The sequence below is a fragment of the Moorena sp. genome, assembly GCF_982860115.1.
On the sequence record NZ_CEYLVT010000131.1, the window covers coordinates 1 to 20890 of the forward strand.

The following is a 20890-nucleotide window of genomic DNA, read 5'->3' on the forward strand; positions in this document are numbered from 1 at the left end:
CCCCCCACACCCCACACCCTGTTTAGTTTTTAGCCTTGTTGTCACCCCCTGAGGTACTAGGCTGACCCTACTGGTAGAGTTACTGCGGAAGTCCTGTAAGGGGTGATATCAACTCCGGTAGCATCGGTATTGTATGATTTGGAAGGAGGACAAATAGGAGAACGAAAATAATGAAACGTAAATTTTACATCTTAAATTTTCACTCTTGTATAGACCTTGAATACAACCTCTGAAACAAAAAGGAATGATATGAACAGACACCATAAATTGGCGATTTTTCGAGGTTAACTGGTAGCCTTTATATGCGCTTATGGGCAGGAAAGTTCACTGCTCACATAGAAAAATTACTGGCGCTTTTGGTCTTTTGGTCTTCTATGTACTTCTTAATAACTTCGATTAGCCCAGCGTCAACCGTACAAATCAAATAGCTTTTAGTCCAAAGCGTAGGCAGTCTAGAGCGAAGTTGCGGTAATTATTTTCTGAGATATTATATATAATAATACATTTATTTTATATTTGACTGCTTTATAAACTCGAAACTTAGGGTTAACTTCCATAGCTTGATGTACATGGTCTGACATTACTTCCATCTCTAGACTATATTAGTCCATGTTAGGGCAAGCTTCTATAGTTAACTCTTCGATCCTGGTCTCAAGGTTGCCTCTAATAACTTTTTGTCTGTACTTAGGGCAAACTATAACAGGGTACTTAGAAGAGTAAACAACATTTTTGTTAGACTTATATTGCTTAGGCATTGAATCCTATAGCTTATAGGGGAGATTCAGCTCCTTGACATTTTACCAATCCCCAATAGCGATACCAAAATTAGTCTAATAGTGGATTATCTGACAATGGGTCAGATGCCGATAAAAGCAACTGTTTCTGTTCAATCTCAATTTTGTATTGTTGAATGTCGTCTTCTAATTGTCTAATCTGTTCATCCTTTGAGTTTATCTGCCCAACCATCTTACGAGTTCCTAGAAAATTGAGAAATCGCGTCCACAAGCTGAATAACCAGGCTATTACTGCTCCAAGCCACATGGATAGAATCAGTGCAATCGCCAAGGGAGCCTTAACCTGGATACCATCAATAATCCTAATGGAAACAGATTGGGTATTTTCCAAGCCAAATAAGACTAGTGCCAGACATAGAGCGAAAATCAGCAAAAAATTAATCTGTCGCATCAGCTTAATCCAAAACCGTTGCAGTTGCTTCCTACTTCTACAACAGATAACACGAAAAATCGGCTTTTTTAACTTGCCGATTACTGGAACATGCACAGGTGTCCCAACGCGCACACGTCAAGGACATCTACTTGGCACGGCCATCAACTGAACTTTTTATCTCTTCTCCCCCCGCTGTTTTGGCGGGCTGGGGGGAGCTTGGATTAGCTCAGGTTATGACTTTGTGCAGTATAGCAGCAGTTGGAGTTCCCTTCAAGCCTACAGCTGCTTGCTAGGGAAATATTGTAATTACCACGAAAACTGGTCAATTGTCAACCAAGAAACATGAATACTACAGTAGCTGATTTCCGTAAGGAATACACATTGAAGGGTTTGAGTGAAACCGATGTCCACCGAAATCCTTTCGAGCAATTCAAAATTTGGTTTGACCAGGCAGTGGCTGCCGAGTTGCCAGAACCGAATGCCATGACTATAGCGACAGCAACACCAGATGGCAAACCTTCCGCCCGGATGGTACTGCTGAAAGGCTACGATCAGCGGGGGTTTGTCTTTTACACTAATTATGAAAGTAACAAGGCGCAGCAGTTAATCGAGAATCCTTGGGCTGCCATCACGTTTTGGTGGGCTGAGTTAGAACGACAGGTACGGATTGAGGGGCGAGTGGAGAAGCTAACAGCAGCTGAGTCTGATGATTATTTTAACAGCCGCCCCAAGGGTTCTCAGTTGGGGGCTTGGGTGTCAGATCAAAGCCAAGTCATCCCTAGTCGTGAGGTGTTGGAGCAACGGCTACAGCAACTGAAGCAGGACTATGAAAATAAAGAGGTACCTCGTCCAACCCACTGGGGAGGGTTCCGGGTGATTCCATCAGAAATTGAGTTTTGGCAGGGACGTCCCAGTCGGCTGCACGATCGGTTGCTCTACAATCGTGGTAAGGATGGGGATTGGGTGATTCAACGATTGTCCCCTTAGTCAGCATCTCGAATCCCCTAACGTTTACGCTGAGCTTTTGAGTGTTTTGACTTTGGAGTTTGGATAATGGGAACAGTAAAGTAAAACTGAGAACCTTGGTCTTTGCCAGCTGAATTTGCCCAAATTTTACCGCCCCAGCCTTTGACAATTTGGCGACAAATTGCTAGACCTAGCCCTGTTCCCCCAGTAGTTCGCCGCAGAGCACCTTCTTCTTGATAGAAGCGGTCAAAAACAGCTTCCAGCCGATTGGGTTCAATACCACGTCCAGAATCTTCGATAATCACTACTATCATCGAATCATCCAGTGTTTGGATACTTATTTTTACTTCTCCTTGTGGGCTGGTAAATTTGCAGGCATTATCGAGAAGTCTAGCTATAGTTTCAACTAGCCACTCCCCGTCAGCTTTCACTAATGGAAGGTTATCTGGAACTTGAACCGATAAACGAGGTCGTTCATCTTCAGAACGGCGAGCGCAAACATTACTCAGGGCAAGGTCGATGCACTCTCTTAGGGAGAGGGATTCTGGGTGCCATTCCACACGACCACTTTCTAAGCGGGAAAGAGTCAGGAAGTCCTGAATCAGTTTCCGCATTCGTTCAGCGTCAGCGAGGGCAGTATTGAGCATCACCTGACGCAATTCTAGGGACATATCTGGCTCACTAGCTAGACTCTCAAGACATACTTGAATTGTGGACAGAGGAGTGCGCAGTTCATGACCTGTAATCGCTACTAAATTGCTACGGGTGCGGTCAAGAGCTTCTAGCTGCTGATTCAAATCTTCTAGGTTGGCGTAGGCTTCGGCTTGAATTAGAGCTACACCGACTTGAGTTGCGATCGCATCCACTAAGGCTAACTCATCCTTTTCCCATTGATAAGGTTGGGACCCACAATGATGTATATCTAACATGCCCAATAACTGACCCTGATACAGCACTGGTACCTTCAGCCAAGAGCGAATGGCAAGCTCTTGGACTAGATTGTGCAAGGTTTTTGATCGTCGATTACCAGTTTTATTTGTGGAATTAGTACCGTTAATCCGAGGATCTGTCTGGGTGTCTTCTACATAAATCCGTTCTCCACTCTGGACAACCTCTTGGAATAGGCAATTGTCTTGCAATGGCCATATTTTTCCTAGTGTGGCAACTAAAGGGTCATCTCCCTGACTAGAGGGCTTTAAGAACTCATGATTGATGATAGTAGTGGTATCTGTTGCTTTACAGCGATAAATCAGACACCGTGATGCTTGAAGGGCTTTACCCAACTCTTGCACAGCGACTTCAAGAATGGCATTGGGGTCAAGGGATCGCCTAATGGCGTTGGAAATAGAGTTGATCAGTGATTCTTTCTTGCCCTGAGCAGCAATGGAGCGATAGGCTTTGAGCAATTTATACTGACCTGCCTGTAGGTAAGTCACCAAACGCTGGACAAAAGGGTCAGAATTGGCGGAACTTTGAGCTTGGTCGAGAAGGGATAGATTACTGGTAGAGTTTTGGGTTAATCGAGCACTAACTACTGATAAATCGTCTAAATACTGATATTTGGCCTCTTCAATCTTAGCTGCCAGTTCAGGTCGGTAAATTTGAATGCGATTGAGTAATATCTCCGCTGCTTTTTGACTCACCCTCCGGTCAAATGTCCAGATACCTTCAAAACGTCGGGATGAGTCCATTTCCCCATTGGTAACCTCTAGTATTGGTGAGGGTCGTTCTTGACAAATTAAACAGTTTGTGTAACTTTGCCCAATAACTACCAAATGCCATTCTTGAGAGAGGGCATCGTTGGGTTCAAATGCCACGGTTTCGTGATACTCTGAACTGTTATTAAATTCTGTTTCCGGTGCTGCTAGTACATAGACTTGGGGGGTCTGTTGAGCAATGCGTCGATATCGATGAGCTTCCTGACGGTAGAAACGCTCTCGCTGGAAGCTAGCAATGACCAACGGCTGCTCTGAGCCAGCTAATACCTGATCTTCCATGGCATGGGAAAGTGCGGTCAAAGAAGACTTGAAGTACACCTGTGACCGCAGTATAGGTATAGCTTGCAGTAAGCTTTGCAGTACGGAAGTCGTAATAATCATGTGACAGCTCCTACACTGAATCGAAAGATTCAGTGTAGGCTTCGCAACCAATCCGGCTATTGCTTAGGAGGCGTTGCGCTTTAAGAACGGACTGCCCTGCCGCTCTGTTTTTTTGACTTTTTTTTAAGACTGTTTCACCGACAAACCAGCATTTTCGGCTTTGAAAGTCAGTATATTCAGTATATACAATATAACACATCGCTTGGTCTTTCGTGAAATACTCTGTGCAAAATTAATCCCACACTCAAGCGCGTTCCCTTAGCGTGGCCAAAGGCCAAGCGTCGCAGATGTGGGGCTTCTTTTGCCGGAAGCAAAAACTTCACGGGAGCGTGGAAACCACACCTATGGGCGACGGGGGAGGAAAAACTAGCCGGGGTCTTTACTCCCAGTCAGAGTATGGGGTGTTGACAGCCTAATAGACTTTTTATGTGTACCTTTCTCAATTTATCTTATACACAGGAGATTGAACACAGCGAATTTTGAAGCCCCACCTTGTTTCAGATGTATCGGGTTAATTCAACCCGATATCGTTGTTTTTTAGTAATAGAGACATCCCCAACCTCCAAGCGTCCTTTACCACGAATGGCAATCAAATCTCCAGATTTCACTGTATAGCTAGATTGCTTGACCTCTTTCCAGTTAACCCGCACATCCCCAGTGGTAATGAAATCAACCATCTTGCTGCGAGACATACCAAACCCAGCCGATGCGATCGCATCTAGACGCATGGAAGCTTCTGTTGTTGTTCTGAGTTTCTTTTTCGGTTCCCTAATCTTGAGTTCACTCAAATCAATCCGTTGAGTTTTGACAGGTACCGAACGCACCTGATTTAAATTCAGCTCCAGAAACTCTACCAACTCTGGTACGACAATCACCTGAGCACCTCGCTCTCCCAAGACAATAATGTCCCCAATCTTCTCTCGCACCAATCCAGTGCCCAGAATTGCTCCCAAGAAATCCCGGTGAGTTGCGGTATCAAACAAAAAATTCCCAGCAATATCTAAACCCACTACTTCTACCTGAGATTTATCCAGAGGCAATTCCTCACGGGCGATCCCTAACCGTTGTCGTTCCGCCTGAGGATATCCCCCCCAAGTCAGCAATTGCACCTCTGTCAACCGTTCAAACTGCTGAGCAACCTCTACCAAAACTGGCGGTGATAGAAAATCAGTCAATACCACCTCCCAAGTCTTAATTGCTTGATCAGCTTGGTCAATCACACGAGCCACATCTTCTCTATTCTCTACACTTTTTAAAAGTTCTTCTCTAGGTAGCATTCCTTACAAATTTTTAAATACTTTTGATTTTAGATAATGGTCTAAATAATTATTTCCTCAAATTGTAATCAGGATTTAGTAATAGATAATTAGTTCCGTATACCATCTATTACCGATTACTAAAGATAACTTTTATCTTTCTTAAATTTTATTTATTTTTATTTACATTGAGGCTTAGTTACTTCCCACTTTTTGGGCCTTTGGGATTTTTACGATCAAAATAATTGCGCAACCCTTAATTAGTCTAGAGGAACTCATACCGTTGAATAGTCTCTGGCTGAAACTGACGCAGAATTTTATTCCCTAGCTCTGTCAAACTCTCGGATCCCTGAACAACAATTAAGTATTTTCCTTGATTCAGACGGTTCCGATAAGGCAGTGCATCACCACTACCAACACTCAACCCAACCCCACCTCCAACAAAAACGCTACCCATTGCTGCTGCGATCGCACCAAATACCCCTCCCAGGAGATGGTTACCAATTTCACTAGAGAAGCCAAACAGTTTTATTTCAGTTAGCACATTGAACAGATAACCCGCTGCAAATCCAAAGGGAATCAACCAATATGCCATTCGTCGGGCTCCCTTGATTCCCTGTTGTTTGGGGTCAATGAATCCAAACTCATCAGCACTTTTATATCCTCTACCCAAGATACTTACTCGATCCATAGGTAACTCTTCTTTTTCCAAAGCAGTATAAGCTTCTTCTGCCTTAATGCGGTTGGGGAATACAGCAATCACATATTTCATCGCCACTTGTGCTGATTATCTACATTTAAAGTTTACTTGAACTCTTCCTTGAGCTCCTTTTGATTCCCTGCGTCCAGCACAGGGGTTTTCCACGGAGTTTGGATAAATTTTCCATGAAAGATGAGGGAAACTTAAAATCTTTTAGATCAGTAGCTATCCAGGGATACCTTTGCAGTTAAGATAGCATACTGCGGTCAAAGCTACTGAATGTGAAGAAATAGACCTGTTCAACTACATTTGGTTGTAGTTAAGTGCTATTGGATGATGGTTCATCAAATAGTACTCTTGGGGTTGATCTTAGTTTCTCATGGCATAGCTCCAGCACCGTGTGTATAACCCATTAACCTATCTTCTGGTCATGTCTAAGGTTCTTGTTTCTGACTCAATTGATCAAGCTGGCATTGATATCCTTTCCCAAGTTGCTGAGGTTGATTTCAATCCGAATCTATCACCGGAAGAACTATTGACAATTATCCCAGACTATGATGCTCTGATGATTCGCTCTGGCACCCGCGTTACCCAAGAGGTAATTGAGGCGGGCAAGCAACTCAAGATCATCGGTCGTGCTGGTGTTGGGGTTGATAACGTCGATATCCCAGCAGCAACTCGTAATGGAATTGTAGTGGTTAACTCTCCGGAAGGAAATACTATAGCTGCAGCCGAACATGCCCTGGCGATGATGCTAGCCCTATCTCGCCATATCTCCGATGCCAATCAGTCAGTTAAAAGCAATAAGTGGCAGCGTAAGCTTTTTATTGGCACAGAAGTTTACAAAAAAACCCTTGGTGTAGTTGGTTTGGGTAAAATTGGCTCCCATGTAGCAACTGTCGCCCGAGCAATGGGAATGAAGTTGCTCGGCTATGACCCCTTCATTTCGGTAGAACGGGCTGAACAGCTAGGCTGTCGTTTAGTCGAGATGGATTTGCTGTTGCAGGAGTCTGATTACATCACACTCCATATCCCGAAAACTCCAGAAACCGCTCATCTGATTAATGACGAAGCCATTGCTAAGATGAAGCCAACTGCCCGAATTATCAACTGTGCCAGAGGAGGCATTATTGATGAAGAAGCTCTGGCTAAGGCACTAAAAGAGGGTAAAATTGCTGGTGCAGCATTGGATGTTTATGAATCAGAACCACTAGGAGAATCCCCCTTGCGTGAATTGGGGAAAGAAATGGTTCTGACCCCCCACCTAGGGGCATCTACCACAGAAGCCCAAGTTAATGTTGCTGTTGATGTAGCCGAACAAATTCGGGATGTCCTCTTAGGCTTACCCGCCCGTTCAGCAGTTAATATTCCCGGATTGTCACCCAATGTGATTGAAAAACTCAGACCATACATGGAGTTGGCAGAAACTCTAGGTAAGCTAGTTGCTCAACTGGCAGGGGGACGCATTGAATTACTTGATGTCCGATTACAGGGAGAGTTAGCTACCAATGAAAGCCAACCCTTAGTGGTTGCTGCCCTCAAAGGCTTACTTTCCCAGGCACTGCGAGAGCGGGTAAACTATGTCAATGCATCGATTGAGGCAAAAGAGCGGGGTATTCGGGTCATTGAAACCAGGGATGCTTCGATGCGAGACTATTCTGGATCCCTACATTTATCAGCCACCGGTTCCATGGGAAAACATTCTGTAACGGGTGCTGTGTTGAATGATGGGGAAATCCACATTACCAGTATCGACGAATTCCCGATTAATGTTCCTCCCACTCACTATATGTTGTTTACCCTACACCGGGATATGCCCGGAATTATTGGTAAAATTGGCTCTCTACTGGGTAGTTTTAATGTCAATATTGCCAGTATGCAGGTGGGTCGTAAAATTGTGCGGGGTGACGCAGTTATGGTGCTTAGTATAGATGACCCCTTACCGGAGGGAGTTTTGACAGAGATTATGAAGGTGCCAGGGATCAGGGATGCTTACACGGTAACTTTATAAGTTAAGTACTGAATACCTTCACTACTGAATACCTTCACTGCTGAGTGCTGAGTGCTGAATATGGGGAAAAGTTGATAGGTACAAACAATCTTGATCCTTAAGGAAGGAGCGCGTATCTCCCCCTGCTGACTCCCCACTCTTAAACTCAGCACTCTTGACCAAAAAGATGGGTTTCAAACCCCGTCCTTCGGCAGACGGCTTTCAAATAATCTGTTATTATCAAACAGTGGCCTAACACAGACAGGATTCGTCGGTACTGTCATAAATCCACGAGCGTTTTGCGATGTTAGCACCTGAGGCGCGAAAAACCTCATTAAAAACGTATGGATCCTAATAGATACCGAAAACCAGTAAAGCAAACCTTAAAGATTAAAAAGTACCGTGGGGCACACGGAAACTGAGTAAACTCAACGCTTAGGGAGATAAGCCCACTGGGGTTAGTTAAATTAGGCTAGGTATTTGGTTTTTAAACGGGTACTCGGCTTAAGTATTGCCTTTGACGGATAGCTAATTTTAAGGCATGTCGAGGAACTAAGAATCCCCGCTCATAAGCGGGCGGGGAGTGTCAAATCGGAACTAAGATATGGCAAACAGCTGGTGGGAAATTCAAATTTTGTGCGACTCTGCCTTAGAGGATTTAATCTTCTGGCGATTGGAGAAGTTTGGTTGTCGAGGAATGTCCACCCAGCTTAAGGGACATTCTCAACTAGTGCTGGCTCACTTACCCCAAATACAAGCACAGCTGTTGGATCTGGCAGCCCTTGCCCTTTGGGTAAATCAGGATGCCCTTACTGTAGGGCTGCCAGTACCGATAACTCGGTGGCACCTGATTGATGAGGAAGATTGGGCAAGTAGTTGGAAACAATACTGGGAACCCCAAGAAGTTGGCGATCGCTTTTTGATCTATCCCGCCTGGCTACCCTTACCAGACCCTTCCGAACGGATATTGTTACGCCTTGATCCAGGAGCAGCATTTGGAACAGGTACCCATCCCACCACTCAGTTATGCCTGGAAGCATTAGAGATGCGTCTAGGCTTCAGTGATCAGGAAAATGTGGTAGTGGATATTGGCTGTGGTTCCGGCATTCTCTCTATTGCCTCGGTGTTGTTAGGGGCTAAAAAGGTCTATGGCGTGGATATTGACCCCTTAGCCGTGGGTGCTGCCCGCAACAACCGCTCTCTTAACAACATGTCTGACCAGAATCTGGTGATAGAACAGGGTAGTCTAGAAACCTTGTCTAAGCTTACTAATGGTGAACCAGTAGATGGGATCCTCTGCAACATTCTCGCAGAGGTGATTATTGATTTAATTCCACTCATGAGTGCTATAGCGAAACCAACCAGCTGGGGAGTTATCAGTGGTGTGTTATTAGATCAGGTGAAACCAATTGCTGATACCTTAGAACAAAATAACTGGATTGTCGCCACCCTCTGGAAGCGTCAGGATTGGTGTTGTTTTAATATTCGGCGTTCTTAATTAGTCATTGTTCATGCCAGTTGTTGGATAGCCAGTTGGATACGACTGCCCACTGTTACATCGGTTTCAGTCTTGAACATTTGCGCTAAATGAGTTTTGATACTCTCAGCCAGCTCCGGATAGGTGACCACTACAGCAGTAGCTAGACCTTGCAATCCTACTACGGAAGAATAACGAACTACCCATTCTGAGTCTTGGCAGGTAAGCAGTAGTGTTTTGAAAGCTTGCTGTTGGGCAGCAGGAATTTTATCTTTAGGCATATCCTCCCAGTCCAAATTGCCCAGACCTTTTGTAGCAGCTCGACGGACGCTCATAGAAAAGTCAGTTTCAGCAGCTTCGATTAAGGTATCGAAGGCTCTAGGATCGCCAATTCCTGATAGTGCGCGGATTGCCCAGGCTCTACCTCCGTAGTTATAGTCATCAATTAGGTTTAGCAATTGCTCTACTGCTGTTTTCCCGAATCGCACTATCCCACCGGCAGCTAATTCTGCTGCACCTGGGTTATTGTAGCTAAAAACTGCAATTAAAGTCGGGATCGCAGCTTCTATATGGGCATTAGCCAGGATTCTCACTGCTTTTACTAAACTATAGGCAGAATCTGCCTCTCTCACAGCTCGAATTAATTCTTGCTCTCGGGTGGTGTTGGTCATGCAGGGGTCTAATATCAAGTCTGGTTGAATACCAATAATCTAGGGGAGTGTAGGGAGATGGGAAGATTTTTATTAAGCGATGCAGCGCCGCCAAAGGGGGTTTCCACGGGGCTTACAAGGTGCGGACGCAGATTCCGCACACAGACCCAAAACCATGAGCGACTGCATCAAGACAGGGTAATTATCCTGATATGATGTAAGCTTAAAAGCTGTTTACCCTAAGGGTTTTATAGTGGTAGGTTTAAAGCAAAAGGCAAAAGTATCAAAACCTACCAGTTTTGACGTAATGCTTCGATGATAAATGGTTAGATAAAATTACTCTTTTAGTATAAATGGTTAGATAAAATCATTAGATAAAATTTTAGATAAAATTATTTCATACTTGTTTCTTCATCTGTGATACTTTATCCTTCACACTTCAAAGAAGACCATCCATCAAATTCATAATTCTAATTGCCGTCTCTGATAGGTGGCAACCATCATTGGGATGGCTTTCTAAGTAATGCTCTAGAATTCCTTTGAGCGCGATTAACCTGAGACTATTTTCTGCCCAGGTCTTAGCGATCGCATCGGCTGCTGGTAAATAACCAATTGCCCCGAGATCGGAAAGAGCTGCCCGCCTCAGTTGCACTTGATAAGCACTCAAAGCTTTGATTAAACGTTCAACATAAGTAGGGTTTTGAGTTAGCTGGTACATTGCCCGTGCGGCGGCATACTGTTCCAACTCGTTGGGATGCTCTAGGAATATTTCAATCAGGTCAATCGCTTCAGTTACACCAAGATCCCCCAAGGCTTCGATGACAGCATTGTAGGGTTGGGCAAGGTGGGGACTTCCAGGTATAGGCTCGGCTGCTTCTAAACCTCCGTCTAGGAGTTTGATCAGCTTGGGAATACAGGTACGATCTCCTAACATCGCTAAAGATTGTACTGCTGCTTCCCTAACATAAAAATCCGGGCAGTCTAAACAATCAATCAACGCAGGCACAGCTCGATGGTCTCCTAGTTTGCCCAGTGCCCGGGCGGCATTTCGGCGCAGAGGATATCCTCCTAATTCTGTCTGGTTCTGCTGATCCTCTAGCGCAGCAATTAGGGCATCAATTGCCACTGGTTCCCGGACTCGGAACTTTCCTAGCCACCATGCTGCATAATAGCGAAGCCCCTGGTCCTTACCTTGTAGATTTACGATCGCTTGCTCTACAGTTAACGACTCAGAGTTATCAGTCTCAACATAATTTTCAAGACTAGGCTGCAACATTTAAACTTCTTAATTTAAACGTATTAAGTTTCATTTTAATTACTTTTTTGATCAGGGAGGATAAGACTCAATTAAATCTCCTGTCTCCTCAAAAAACCTGCCAATTTATTACATCGAACTCAGGTAATGGATCCTTCCTAGATAGACAAGCCAGATAGACAAACTTTATAGACAAAACAATGCCCAGAAAGGTCAGCAGACGCTAGTTCTTGCTAACACCTACTGACCTTTCCAGGCCAAAAGAGCAATTAGCTCAGGGCGTTAATAGCGTAGTCAATGTAGTTATTTGCCTCAGTAGCAGGCTGACCAGTTAAACCATGGTTAGCTTTGATGTACTTGAGGGCTTCGATGTACCAGCTTGGAGACAGCTCGAAGGTACGGTTGATTTCATCTAAACCAGCAATCAAGTACTCATCCATCGGTCCAGTACCACCAGCAACTAGGCAGTAAGTAACCATACGCAGATAGTAACCGATATCACGGGAGCATTTTGCCTTGCCTGTAGCGTCAGATGCATAGGTTGGTCCAGGCATGCTAGTGGTGTAAGGGAATTTGTTATACACCGCTTGGGCTGCACCGTCAGTCAAGGTAGAGGCTTTAGCAGTTAAGGCTTTTGCCGCTTCTAAGCAAGCTGTAGCCCGCTGGAATCGACCGAAGGCAGTCTGGATTTCTGTATTACTTAAAAAACGACCTTGAGCGTCAGCAGCAGCGACGGCTTCTGTAAGCGGGGTTTTCATTGTCTAGGTATCTCCCTAATATTTTGTCAAGTTTTCAAAAACGTTTGAAGTTGTGATAGTTAGACAGCAAGTGATATGCCTTCAGTTTTTTAGGCAACCGCACCAGCTGCTTTGTCGAAGTAGCTGGCAATTTCAGCCATCAGAGAGCTGCAATCACCAGGGGTGATGCCATTGGTGTCGTTAGCGATCGCAATCGCAGCATCCTTCATCTTTTCTACACCCACTGCTACGGAAGCACCAGGAGTTCCCAGAGCCAGGTAGGTTTCCCGCAGACCATTGAGGCAGCGGTCTTCCAGTACACTAGCATCACCAGCAAAAATGGCGTAAGTCACATAGCGCAGGATGATTTCCATATCACGCAAGCAAGCAGCCATCCGACGGCTGGTGTAGGCATTACCACCAGGATTGATTAACTGGGGTTGCTCAGCAAACAGGGAGCGAGCTGCGTTAGCCACAATGGTAGAAGAGTTGCTGGTAATGCGGTTTACTGCATCCATCCGCTTGTTGCTGTCAGCCACCATAGCGCTAAGAGCACTTAGTTGCTCTGCACTAATGTATTGACCCTGGGCATCAGCCTGCGAAACAAGCTTAGTAAAGGCATCAAACATTGACGGAATCTCCTACGTTAGTTGGTTTTGTTTCAAAACGGGCTTCAGTTAAACAGACTCAGACTGAATCAAACTAAATCAAGCAGCCTGGAAGGGGATAGAACATGCTCCAGCCACAGCCAATACTCCTATCTCTCTGTCTTAGTCTTTGTCCTAGTCTTTGTCCCATGAGTTGGGTTCAAAACGGATCGTTAAGAAAAATTACAAAACTTCACGTTTTGGTCAGAGACCTAGGAATGCTGTGTGTCAACCGGTTGGTTAGCTTTCGCCTGTCACTATTTACCCTTCAGGTAACTTTTATACAATGATGTCGAGCCTTTATTCGTTACATCTTGTTAAGAGTTTAAGATTTTTTTATGTCTGATTGCAACGGCAGATCAGAACAGGCTTGCCATGGCTACCCTGTGGATTGGCTCCACGTTGGTGCTGGAAGCCTCTTGGTTGCTTACCTCCTGCTCAAGACACAGGTCAGCTGTTTACTCCAGCTAATTGGTCTAGCCGTTGGCAGGTAAGTAACATTTCTTATCAAACCTACACTCACAGCTACAGGCTAATAATACCCCAGGCGGCTAACGCAGTCGCAATTGTTCCCCCAAGTAAGACTACAGCTCCTGCCTTAGTGAGTACTCCTGCTACAAAGCGCACTGAGGCAGGAGGATAATAGGTTTTGAAAGCAATTGGTTGATGTTTGAAGTAACCCAGCTGTTGAAGTTGGGTGCGATAGTCTTCCCCATAACGAGGCATCCTGGCAAAGGGTAGATCCCCTTGAGTACGCTGGGGTATGATCCGCCGCCGCTGATAAGGCACGGTGTGATCACCAAAGTTTTCCAGATACTCGTCGCTATCGACCAGAGCATCAATAAAGTTTTGTAACCCTTTGGTAGCCAGCACTATTGACCAGGCTAACTTCTCCCGCTCGCTGTAGACATCACGCCCCAAGATGCGTTGTACACACATCTGGACAAAACGGTAGTTGTTGTTGGTCTGATAATTTCGCTGCCAAAAAGGTTCAGATGTTGCTAGACCACGAATGAACTCGCGCACCGTGATTTGACCAAATCTCAGCTGTGATTCTAAAAAGGTTTGGCGGTTACTTTTTAGAATTTGTTGTTCATTAAAAATCTGACCATAGGCTGCCCTAATCAACTCATCCATTTCCGATGGAGAAAGCAGATTAGCTGTAGTGTATAGTTTCGGCTGCTCATCTCCAGGCACCTCATATCCAGCGACGCGCTGATTTTGGCTTGAGGGCGGATACTCTAACAAAGGAATTGTCATTAATCACCTCTATGATCATAAACCTCAGTTCTAATCACAGATTAGGGGATTAGGTTAATACAAGCCTAACTTTTTTAAAGGTTCTTAATTAAAATAAATGATTCGTTATTTTAGCGACCTATTAAGTATTAAGTAAGCTTTCGTGTATTGAAACAAGCTTGCCTTGATGCAAAGCGCGATTGGGGAGCGGCTGCATCAAGGTAAGCATATGCGCTACGCGCACGCTGCGCGAACAGCAGTCAGCGGTCAGCCGTCAGCTTTGAGCTGATAGCACCTCAAGTAGCGTGGCACAGGCTTCAAGGCTGGGACATAGCGCATAGGCTGATAGCTGATAGCTGATAGCTGATAGCTGATAGCTGATAGCTGATAGCTTACGCATCAAGACAATGATTTAAGATATATCAAAAAAATTTGTTTCTGGCTACTGTTACGGTTTGGCGATCGCGGCTAGGGGAAAGGCTAAGATCTTGCACGTTTCATTAAAGGCTCTACAATTTAGGAGTATCGAGTCAGGAGCTTTGAGTCATGATAGATGAAATCAAGATAAATTATTGACCAGTTAATTGGCAATTAATCAGAGTTTTATTAAGAAAAAAATTCTGTATTATTCCCATCAATTATGTATTCTTATCTTGACTTATCACTCCTGACTCCTGACTCCTGAAAAAACTAACCATTTTCTTACCAATAAAAAGCAGGTTGAAAGCCCCGTCGTTCACGACGGATTATTTTTGTGCTATTATAGTTGATATAGCACTACGCATTAAGGTTAGGACGTTGATACAAGCTGAAAAGCTCTTTTAGTCAACTTTTGGCTTTTGCCTTGCGCGTAGCGCTATATTAAGCAACCAATGATAAATATGATCGTCTACGAAATGAAGCTGCAAGGAACGAAATCCCAGTACAGAAGGCTAGATGAAGCCATCCGTACTGGACGTTTTGTTCGCAACAGCGTCATCAGAGCGTGGATGGACGGTCAAATCAAAAGTCGCAACGATGCCTATAGCTACTGTAAGGTGTTGTCGGACAATCCAGAAACCCCCTGGGTGAGTAAACTCAACTCAATGGCACGACAAGCACACGCAGAAAGAGCTTGGGCATCAATTGAAAGGTTCTATCGAAATTGCCAGCAAAAGATACCTGGTAAAAAGGGATTCCCAAAGTTCAAGAAATACCAAGTTCGAGCATCTGTCGAATACAAGACTTCAGGATGGAAACTCTCTGAAGACAGGCGTTATTTAACCCTTTCAGACAAGTTTAAATCGGGAACATTCAAGCTTTGGGGAAGTCGAGATCTCCACTTCTATCAACTCAAACAAATTAAACGAGTAAGAGTGATTAGAAGACATGACGGGTATTATACTCAATTCCTGATAGACCATATCAGGGAGGAGAAAAAAGAACTCACAGGAAAACAAACCGGGCTAGATGTTGGACTTAACTTTTTCTACACTGATTCATCTGGTACACAGATAGATAATCCTGCGCAAAGCGCACGCTACGCGAACGGTTTCTGAGAAAAGATGAACGAAAAATCAAAAAGCTGCAACGTCGATTATCTCGAACCCTCAAAGGAAGTCAAAACTGGAAAAAAGCCAGAAACAGATTGGGTAGAGCCTATCTAAAGGTGTCACGCAGACGTAACGATTGGGTCTGTAAATTAGCTCAACACGTCATCCAGTCTAACGACTTGGTCGCGATTGAAAACCTACGGATACGAAACCTGCTTAAAAACCACAAACTAGCTAAGTCAATCAATGATGCTGCATGGTACAGATTTAGGGAGTGGTTAGAGTATTTTGGCAGAATTTATGGAGTTCCAGTGATTGCTGTTGAACCAGCATACACATCACAACAATGTTCAAATTGCGGTGAACAAGTTGTAAAGACTCTTAGCACTAGAACCCATGACTGTCCTGACTGTGGGTATGTAGCAGACCGTGATCACAACGCTGCAATCAACATTCTTAAATCTGCACTTAAACAGCTATCAAATACCGTCGGGCAGACGGAAATTAACGCCTCTGGAGAGATTGATCTCTGCTTGGTTGGGAAAACTCAATCAAGTAAGTCAGCTCGAACATTGAGAAAGAGGAAGCCCAAATCGTGAGGTTTGGAATCCCCGTGCTTTAACGCCGGGGAGGATGTCAAATCGAACTGAGGTTAAGTTTTAAGATCCTACGCTTAAGCCTGTGCGAGCTTCCGTTCTAGATCAAACAAGAAACCATGGATGTACTCCTCAGTCCATTCACTGCCATAAAATCTCTGAAACATACCACGAGCTGGGTCTTTTTCAGCACGATAACCCAGATAACGCAGTTGAGCTTCCTTGATGGCTTCGAGATGCTGGGAATCGGTAATTACTTCTGCCTGATCCACAAAATCCAAGTAAGCTGTCAGATAGTCCTTGAACGCAGCAAACACCCGATTTTCCACTACGTCGGTTTCCTTAGGGCGTGTCCACAGGAAAGCTGGGGAAAAGAAGGGTGTTGCTTCCTCAGGAAAGTCTCCTCCCCAAGGCAAATGCTGTTGATGGGCTTTGAAAATCGGTAGGATAGGTTCGGTGTAACGAGCTTGATAGGCTGGATCATCCCGGAACAGGGGCTGCATATCCAAGGCAATCAGATGTCCACCAGGTAAGGTCACTAAGTCAGCCCCGAAGAAGGGGAGGTCATAGTTGAGGTGGGGGAAGATCACAAAATTAAGTACCTGTAATGCTGCTCCCCCCTGGACATGAGCCGCTCGAATTTGTCTGATTTTGGGTGCAGCAAAAGCATAACTGGTGGTCAGAACATCTTGCTGCTTTTTACCTTTACCCACTGTTGCGAATTTGCGTTCAAATCCAGAGGGAATGGGATAAGGCTGTAGATCAAGGCGCTCTTTTAGATATGTGATCGCGTAGTCTAGAAACGGCTGATAGAGAGTCATGTTTGGCTTTGACTAACGGCTAAAGGCATGGCATTTTCAAATAAGAACTCATATAAGAACCGCTCTGCCCACTCGGGACCAAAGTAGCTGCTGAACAGACCATGGGCTGGGTCTCTGTCGGCACTATACTGGTCGTAGTCTTTCTGTGCCTTAACAATGCGCTCAATATCTTCTGGCTCAGTTAGAGGCTCAGCTTGCTCCACCATTTGCCAATATAACGCCAAGTAGTCTTTGTAAGCCTCAAAGACTTCCGTTTTCACTGTCTCTAGGGAATCGATTTTGGCAAACAGTAGATACTTAGAGAAGTATTGGTTAGCATCGTAAAACTTCATTTCTAAGTTTTGTGCCAAGTCCTGATAGCGATCCCGAATGGCTCGCATCGGTTCAATGTATTTTTCCTGATACGCTTCATCCCTAAACAATGGCTGAAAGTCCAGGACCACCAGGATCTTCTTTTTGCCAAAGGCTAAGAAGTCAATCCCTAGCAAAGGGAGATCGTAACAGTGACTGGGATACATCACACTGTTAAACACTTGGGAGACTGGTCCAACATCCATATAGGTATAGCGAATCTTCCGCAATTCCGGGCATTGGTAACACCAGCTTTGAATAATCGCCCGATGTTTGGCGCGATCGCTTACCTGGCGTTCTAAGCCTGGGGGTATCGGTTGACTGCTTAAATCAAACCGGTTAAATAGCTCTTTTTCCAGATAGTCCAGGAAAGGCTGATACATTTATATTGCTCGTATACATAGTAAAACCCTTACTGAGCATAGAGGATCGCGATACTTCCTGTCTCATTTCTCCCAGACAAAGAAATAATCGTTAACATTTGTCTGATCTAACCTTTGCCTAACCTAACCTTTACCTGACTAAGCCACACGAATCCCCATCCCCAAATCTACCTAAGGGGAAGCTTTCCTTGCCATTCTGTCAAAGCATTAGCAAGGAAAGCGCTGCCAGTCAATAGGGATTACTTAAAAACTAATCCTTATTGTGTTATATGGCAAGGTACTTCATCAAAACTTTGCAAACTCACCAGTCAAATGTACTGAAAATCCCAGTTTTTTCTGTAAGTAGTAAGTAAATAGTAATCAATTACTCAATAGATTACTGAATAGATTATTTTTATTAATTACCTTTGAGCCGTAATTCGCTAATTTTCCCATTTTAAAGGGAAAATTCAAGTCTTAATTGCCATTGTATCCGCCACATGCATGGTGGGGGTTTCTACAGGGCGAGTTTTTATATCAACCTTGGATGATGACTTTAACCCCATTAACTACTATAGCATCAGTATCGATAACTAAGGGAGAACTCCAAACTAAACCAGAACTCCAGTTACTCCTCTACTGTGTCCGAAGCAGCATCGACGAAGCGACTGCTGAGTCTATCAAACGTTTACTGCTTGAGCAACAGATCGACTGGACTTATCTGCTGAAAACAGCTCGCCGTCAGAAAGTCTTACCGCTGCTGTACCATAGTCTCAAAAATACCTGCCCAGACTTGGTTCCCCAGAACATCCTCAAACAACTCCGAAATTATTTCCAGCACTTAGTCGTACACAATACATTTCTCATTCAGAAACTACTCAACCTCCTGACTCTTCTGGAAAAACACGGAATTGCTGCTATCCCCTTCAAAGGGCCTACCCTTGCTGTTTCAGTTTACGGCAATCTGGGGCTGCGGCAGTTCGGTGACTTAGACATCCTGGTTGATCACCAAGACATCCCCAAAGTTAAAGAATTACTCCTGTCTCAAGGGTATGAATTGCAAAAAGACCTAGGCTGGGAGTATCACTTTGTAGATCAAAAAAGTCGAGTCTGTATTGACCTTCACCAGGGGATTGTACCCGATTTATTCTGTTTGCCATTAGATTTTGAGTATTTGCGATCGCATCTTCAGCCTCTATCTCTTGCCGGTAAGACAGTCTCTACTATCTCGCCAGAACAGATGCTGTTAATTCTCTGTGTGCAATTGGGCAAAGACTGTTGTCACTGGAGTGTACGTCTGGCTCAGTTATGCGATGTTGCTGAACTAATCCGTACTCATCCCCAGTTAGATTGGCGCAGAGTACTGGCAGAGGCTCAAAAGCTTGGTTGTGAACGCATGCTCTTGCTTGACCTTTGCCTAGTCAGGGATTTGCTGGGAGTCACGTTGCCACAGATAATCCTAAATAAATTGCAAGCCCAACCAGTCTCCCAATGCCTCGCTATCCAAGTACGATCACAGCTTTTCCGTGACCTTGAAGTCGGCCCTAAGCTCTCAGAAGCAAAAGGATTTTGGGCTTTTTTCTTGTCCTACAATCATCGCTTCTACTTCAGCATGAGAGAGCGTCTGCATGACAGAGTGATGTACTGTCTCCATTGGCTAAAAAACAGTTTGTTTGTTACCGTCATGCCCAATGAAGCGGATTGGGCGTTACTGTCCCTGCCTAGAGTGCTAGCTTTCCTGTATTATCCAATCCATATAATACGGCTGTTAATTAAGCATGGGATACAACCAATTTTCAGAACTCATCACGAGCCCCACTCCTTGTGATACCGAGTTGCATTCAAAGATAGTAGATTGCTTGGATACTTACTCTGTTTACCAAACTAATGCTCTAGAGGGAACTATCTAAAGCAGCAGCTACCACCCGATGCTCTTGATCCTTCATAAGTTCTCCCAATGCTGCTTTAGCATCGGGGGAATCAAATCGTTTTAGGGCACGGGCAACATGCATCCGAATACGCCACCATTGTGCATCTTTCAGAGCCAGAATTTGCTGCAATGCCTCAGTTTCCTTAACAGTACCAGCCAGTAAACCTAAAGCATCAATTCCTGCTTCTCGGACAGTTGGGTCTTCCCCTGCTAAGCCGCAAATACAAATACTATAGAGTTCTTCTGGACAAGACATTTCCACCAAAGCAGCAAGAATGCTACGGCGCACCAGCCAGTGATCATCCTGTTGAAAGGTAGTGACCAGATGAGATATTGACACCTCTCCATACTTAGACAGGGAATTGGAAGCTTCTGCCCTTACATTGGGATCTTTATCAAATTGCATCAAATTTAACAACGCAGCATAGGACTCGTCACTCCGTTTATTCCCCAGTCCCATGGCCACAAAGGAGCGCACTAAAAATTCTGGGTCCTTGAGTTTACTTGTAAGTAGGGGAACAGCTACATCTGAACCATACTCTCTCAAAGCAGTAAGTGCCCTGAGGCGATCCTGAGCATTTGGACTTTTGAGAGAGATTTCGATTTGGCGGATGTCCATAGCACTACAGAGCCAGCTTTTTTTACATTTCTTAATACCTTTAATCAAAGATTATCATAAAAATCTAGGTAGCAGGAAACCCCGCGTCTAATGACCGGGGAGGAATGCTCCACAGTGGCTAAAGCCACTTAGGGTTCAACCATGGTGAGGGTCGGTAATATATCTGTGGATAGTTTCAGTGCTGACTTTTCCCGCTGCCCTTAAAAAAGTAGCTATTTGTCCAGAGGGATGGGAGTTTCTTGAGGTCAGGGAACTCCTTTCTTAGATAATTGGCACTTCTACCTTTGAAAGCTCTAACCACCTGGTATATAGAATCTGTAGGGTGAATCTCTACAAACAGATGGATCTGGTCTGGTGCGACTTCAAGTGCTTTAATATTCCAGTCTTTTTCTAGAGCTACCTCCGCAAAGATCTCGTAAATCCTATCCCTGATCTTCCCTAGTGACATACTCCCACACTGAATCGTAGATTACAGTGTGGGCTTCTTACCAACTCC

Annotated in this window: 18 protein-coding genes and 3 pseudogenes; 6 read left to right on the forward strand and 15 right to left on the reverse strand. The window is 44.5% G+C overall.

Annotation, left to right across the window (positions count from 1 at the left end):
* Positions 1–331: 331 nt before the first annotated feature.
* The 3 genes and pseudogenes from AC4II3_RS20650 to AC4II3_RS20660 form a co-directional block, all read right to left on the reverse strand.
* Positions 332–457, reverse strand: a pseudogene (locus AC4II3_RS20650) (transposase); the annotation flags it as partial.
* Positions 458–602: 145 nt separating this feature from the next.
* Positions 603–755 (reverse strand): transposase, encoded by a 153-nt coding sequence (locus AC4II3_RS20655; protein WP_488016620.1) that lies wholly within the window; start codon positions 753–755, stop codon positions 603–605.
* Positions 756–825: 70 nt separating this feature from the next.
* A complete protein-coding gene (locus tag AC4II3_RS20660; protein WP_488016623.1) occupies positions 826–1185 on the reverse strand; it encodes a lipopolysaccharide assembly protein LapA domain-containing protein in 360 nt (119 codons plus the stop codon).
* Positions 1186–1509: 324 nt separating this feature from the next.
* Between AC4II3_RS20660 and pdxH the strand changes: the two genes are divergently transcribed.
* Positions 1510–2154, forward strand: a complete 645-nt coding sequence (gene pdxH / locus AC4II3_RS20665; protein ID WP_488016625.1) for a pyridoxamine 5'-phosphate oxidase — start codon at positions 1510–1512, stop codon at positions 2152–2154.
* A gap of 17 nt (positions 2155–2171) precedes the next feature.
* Here the strand turns inward: pdxH and AC4II3_RS20670 are convergent, their stop codons facing one another.
* From AC4II3_RS20670 to AC4II3_RS20680, 3 genes are all read right to left on the reverse strand, one after another.
* Positions 2172–4232, reverse strand: coding sequence for a DICT sensory domain-containing protein (locus AC4II3_RS20670; RefSeq protein ID WP_488016627.1), 2061 nt, complete (start codon positions 4230–4232; stop codon positions 2172–2174).
* A gap of 497 nt (positions 4233–4729) precedes the next feature.
* On the reverse strand, positions 4730–5509 hold the full coding sequence (locus tag AC4II3_RS20675) for a photosystem II electron transport protein, Sll1252 family (RefSeq protein WP_488011717.1): 780 nt from the start codon (positions 5507–5509) through the stop codon (positions 4730–4732).
* Between the two features lie 244 nt (positions 5510–5753).
* Positions 5754–6260 carry a hypothetical protein gene (locus AC4II3_RS20680; protein WP_488011715.1) on the reverse strand — a complete coding sequence of 169 codons (507 nt, stop codon included), beginning with the start codon at positions 6258–6260 and terminating at the stop codon, positions 5754–5756.
* Positions 6261–6618: 358 nt separating this feature from the next.
* Here AC4II3_RS20680 and serA point away from each other — a divergent pair, with 358 nt between their 5' ends.
* Together serA and prmA are read left to right on the forward strand one after the other, a co-directional pair.
* The gene (serA, locus tag AC4II3_RS20685; RefSeq protein WP_488011713.1) at positions 6619–8199 is read left to right on the forward strand and encodes a phosphoglycerate dehydrogenase; all 1581 of its coding nucleotides are present in this window, start codon (positions 6619–6621) and stop codon (positions 8197–8199) included.
* 583 nt (positions 8200–8782) lie between these two features.
* Positions 8783–9676, forward strand: coding sequence for a 50S ribosomal protein L11 methyltransferase (gene prmA / locus AC4II3_RS20690; RefSeq protein WP_488011711.1), 894 nt, complete (start codon positions 8783–8785; stop codon positions 9674–9676).
* Between the two features lie 11 nt (positions 9677–9687).
* On the opposite strand, the gene cpcF is transcribed toward prmA, so the two are convergent.
* From cpcF to cpcB, 4 genes are all read right to left on the reverse strand, one after another.
* On the reverse strand, positions 9688–10326 hold the full coding sequence (cpcF, locus tag AC4II3_RS20695; protein WP_488011709.1) for a C-phycocyanin alpha-cysteine-84 phycocyanobilin lyase subunit CpcF: 639 nt from the start codon (positions 10324–10326) through the stop codon (positions 9688–9690).
* A gap of 418 nt (positions 10327–10744) precedes the next feature.
* On the reverse strand, positions 10745–11581 hold the full coding sequence (gene cpcE / locus AC4II3_RS20700; protein WP_488011707.1) for a C-phycocyanin alpha-cysteine-84 phycocyanobilin lyase subunit CpcE: 837 nt from the start codon (positions 11579–11581) through the stop codon (positions 10745–10747).
* Positions 11582–11829: 248 nt separating this feature from the next.
* Positions 11830–12318, reverse strand: coding sequence for a C-phycocyanin subunit alpha (gene cpcA / locus AC4II3_RS20705; RefSeq protein WP_008184549.1), 489 nt, complete (start codon positions 12316–12318; stop codon positions 11830–11832).
* An 89-nt stretch (positions 12319–12407) separates the two neighbouring features.
* A complete protein-coding gene (cpcB, locus tag AC4II3_RS20710; protein ID WP_488011705.1) occupies positions 12408–12926 on the reverse strand; it encodes a C-phycocyanin subunit beta in 519 nt (172 codons plus the stop codon).
* A 356-nt stretch (positions 12927–13282) separates the two neighbouring features.
* Here cpcB and AC4II3_RS20715 point away from each other — a divergent pair, with 356 nt between their 5' ends.
* Positions 13283–13438, forward strand: coding sequence for a hypothetical protein (locus tag AC4II3_RS20715; protein WP_488011703.1), 156 nt, complete (start codon positions 13283–13285; stop codon positions 13436–13438).
* Between the two features lie 31 nt (positions 13439–13469).
* Here AC4II3_RS20715 and AC4II3_RS20720 read toward each other — a convergent pair whose 3' ends face one another.
* A complete protein-coding gene (locus AC4II3_RS20720) occupies positions 13470–14204 on the reverse strand; it encodes a phycobilisome rod-core linker polypeptide (protein ID WP_488011701.1) in 735 nt (244 codons plus the stop codon).
* 860 nt (positions 14205–15064) lie between these two features.
* On the opposite strand from AC4II3_RS20720, the pseudogene AC4II3_RS20725 reads away from it, so the two are divergent.
* Positions 15065–16314 (forward strand): annotated as a pseudogene (locus tag AC4II3_RS20725) (RNA-guided endonuclease InsQ/TnpB family protein).
* Between the two features lie 74 nt (positions 16315–16388).
* Here the strand turns inward: AC4II3_RS20725 and AC4II3_RS20730 are convergent.
* Together AC4II3_RS20730 and AC4II3_RS20735 are read right to left on the reverse strand one after the other, a co-directional pair.
* Positions 16389–17132 (reverse strand): phycoerythrobilin:ferredoxin oxidoreductase, encoded by a 744-nt coding sequence (locus AC4II3_RS20730; RefSeq protein ID WP_488011699.1) that lies wholly within the window; start codon positions 17130–17132, stop codon positions 16389–16391.
* The gene (locus AC4II3_RS20735; protein WP_488011697.1) at positions 17129–17866 is read right to left on the reverse strand and encodes a 15,16-dihydrobiliverdin:ferredoxin oxidoreductase; all 738 of its coding nucleotides are present in this window, start codon (positions 17864–17866) and stop codon (positions 17129–17131) included. The genes AC4II3_RS20730 and AC4II3_RS20735 overlap by 4 nt, the downstream gene beginning before the upstream one ends.
* A gap of 526 nt (positions 17867–18392) precedes the next feature.
* On the opposite strand from AC4II3_RS20735, the gene AC4II3_RS20740 reads away from it, so the two are divergent.
* A complete protein-coding gene (locus tag AC4II3_RS20740; RefSeq protein WP_488011695.1) occupies positions 18393–19673 on the forward strand; it encodes a nucleotidyltransferase domain-containing protein in 1281 nt (426 codons plus the stop codon).
* 64 nt (positions 19674–19737) lie between these two features.
* Here the strand turns inward: AC4II3_RS20740 and AC4II3_RS20745 are convergent, their stop codons facing one another.
* Both AC4II3_RS20745 and tnpA read right to left on the reverse strand, forming a co-directional pair.
* Positions 19738–20394: a HEAT repeat domain-containing protein gene (locus AC4II3_RS20745; protein ID WP_488011693.1), complete on the reverse strand. Its 657-nt coding sequence runs from the start codon at positions 20392–20394 to the stop codon at positions 19738–19740.
* A 135-nt stretch (positions 20395–20529) separates the two neighbouring features.
* Positions 20530–20818: pseudogene (tnpA, locus tag AC4II3_RS20750) on the reverse strand (IS200/IS605 family transposase); the annotation flags it as partial.
* Positions 20819–20890: the final 72 nt, after the last annotated feature.

Bases quoted from the DNA above. Each gene is read 5' to 3' on its own strand.
- prmA (WP_488011711.1), top strand. From the start codon at position 8,783: ATGGCAAACAGCTGGTGGGAAATTCAAATTTTGTGCGACTCTGCCTTA.
- AC4II3_RS20745 (WP_488011693.1), bottom strand. From the start codon at position 20,394: ATGGACATCCGCCAAATCGAAATCTCTCTCAAAAGTCCAAATGCTCAG.
- AC4II3_RS20720 (WP_488011701.1), bottom strand. From the start codon at position 14,204: ATGACAATTCCTTTGTTAGAGTATCCGCCCTCAAGCCAAAATCAGCGC.
- AC4II3_RS20730 (WP_488011699.1), bottom strand. From the start codon at position 17,132: ATGACTCTCTATCAGCCGTTTCTAGACTACGCGATCACATATCTAAAA.
- AC4II3_RS20660 (WP_488016623.1), bottom strand. From the start codon at position 1,185: ATGCGACAGATTAATTTTTTGCTGATTTTCGCTCTATGTCTGGCACTA.
- cpcE (WP_488011707.1), bottom strand. From the start codon at position 11,581: ATGTTGCAGCCTAGTCTTGAAAATTATGTTGAGACTGATAACTCTGAG.
- cpcA (WP_008184549.1), bottom strand. From the start codon at position 12,318: ATGAAAACCCCGCTTACAGAAGCCGTCGCTGCTGCTGACGCTCAAGGT.
- AC4II3_RS20670 (WP_488016627.1), bottom strand. From the start codon at position 4,232: ATGATTATTACGACTTCCGTACTGCAAAGCTTACTGCAAGCTATACCT.
- AC4II3_RS20740 (WP_488011695.1), top strand. From the start codon at position 18,393: ATGATGACTTTAACCCCATTAACTACTATAGCATCAGTATCGATAACT.
- AC4II3_RS20735 (WP_488011697.1), bottom strand. From the start codon at position 17,866: ATGTATCAGCCTTTCCTGGACTATCTGGAAAAAGAGCTATTTAACCGG.
- AC4II3_RS20680 (WP_488011715.1), bottom strand. From the start codon at position 6,260: ATGAAATATGTGATTGCTGTATTCCCCAACCGCATTAAGGCAGAAGAA.
- AC4II3_RS20715 (WP_488011703.1), top strand. From the start codon at position 13,283: ATGTCTGATTGCAACGGCAGATCAGAACAGGCTTGCCATGGCTACCCT.
- AC4II3_RS20675 (WP_488011717.1), bottom strand. From the start codon at position 5,509: ATGCTACCTAGAGAAGAACTTTTAAAAAGTGTAGAGAATAGAGAAGAT.
- AC4II3_RS20655 (WP_488016620.1), bottom strand. From the start codon at position 755: ATGCCTAAGCAATATAAGTCTAACAAAAATGTTGTTTACTCTTCTAAG.
- serA (WP_488011713.1), top strand. From the start codon at position 6,619: ATGTCTAAGGTTCTTGTTTCTGACTCAATTGATCAAGCTGGCATTGAT.
- cpcF (WP_488011709.1), bottom strand. From the start codon at position 10,326: ATGACCAACACCACCCGAGAGCAAGAATTAATTCGAGCTGTGAGAGAG.
- pdxH (WP_488016625.1), top strand. From the start codon at position 1,510: ATGAATACTACAGTAGCTGATTTCCGTAAGGAATACACATTGAAGGGT.
- cpcB (WP_488011705.1), bottom strand. From the start codon at position 12,926: ATGTTTGATGCCTTTACTAAGCTTGTTTCGCAGGCTGATGCCCAGGGT.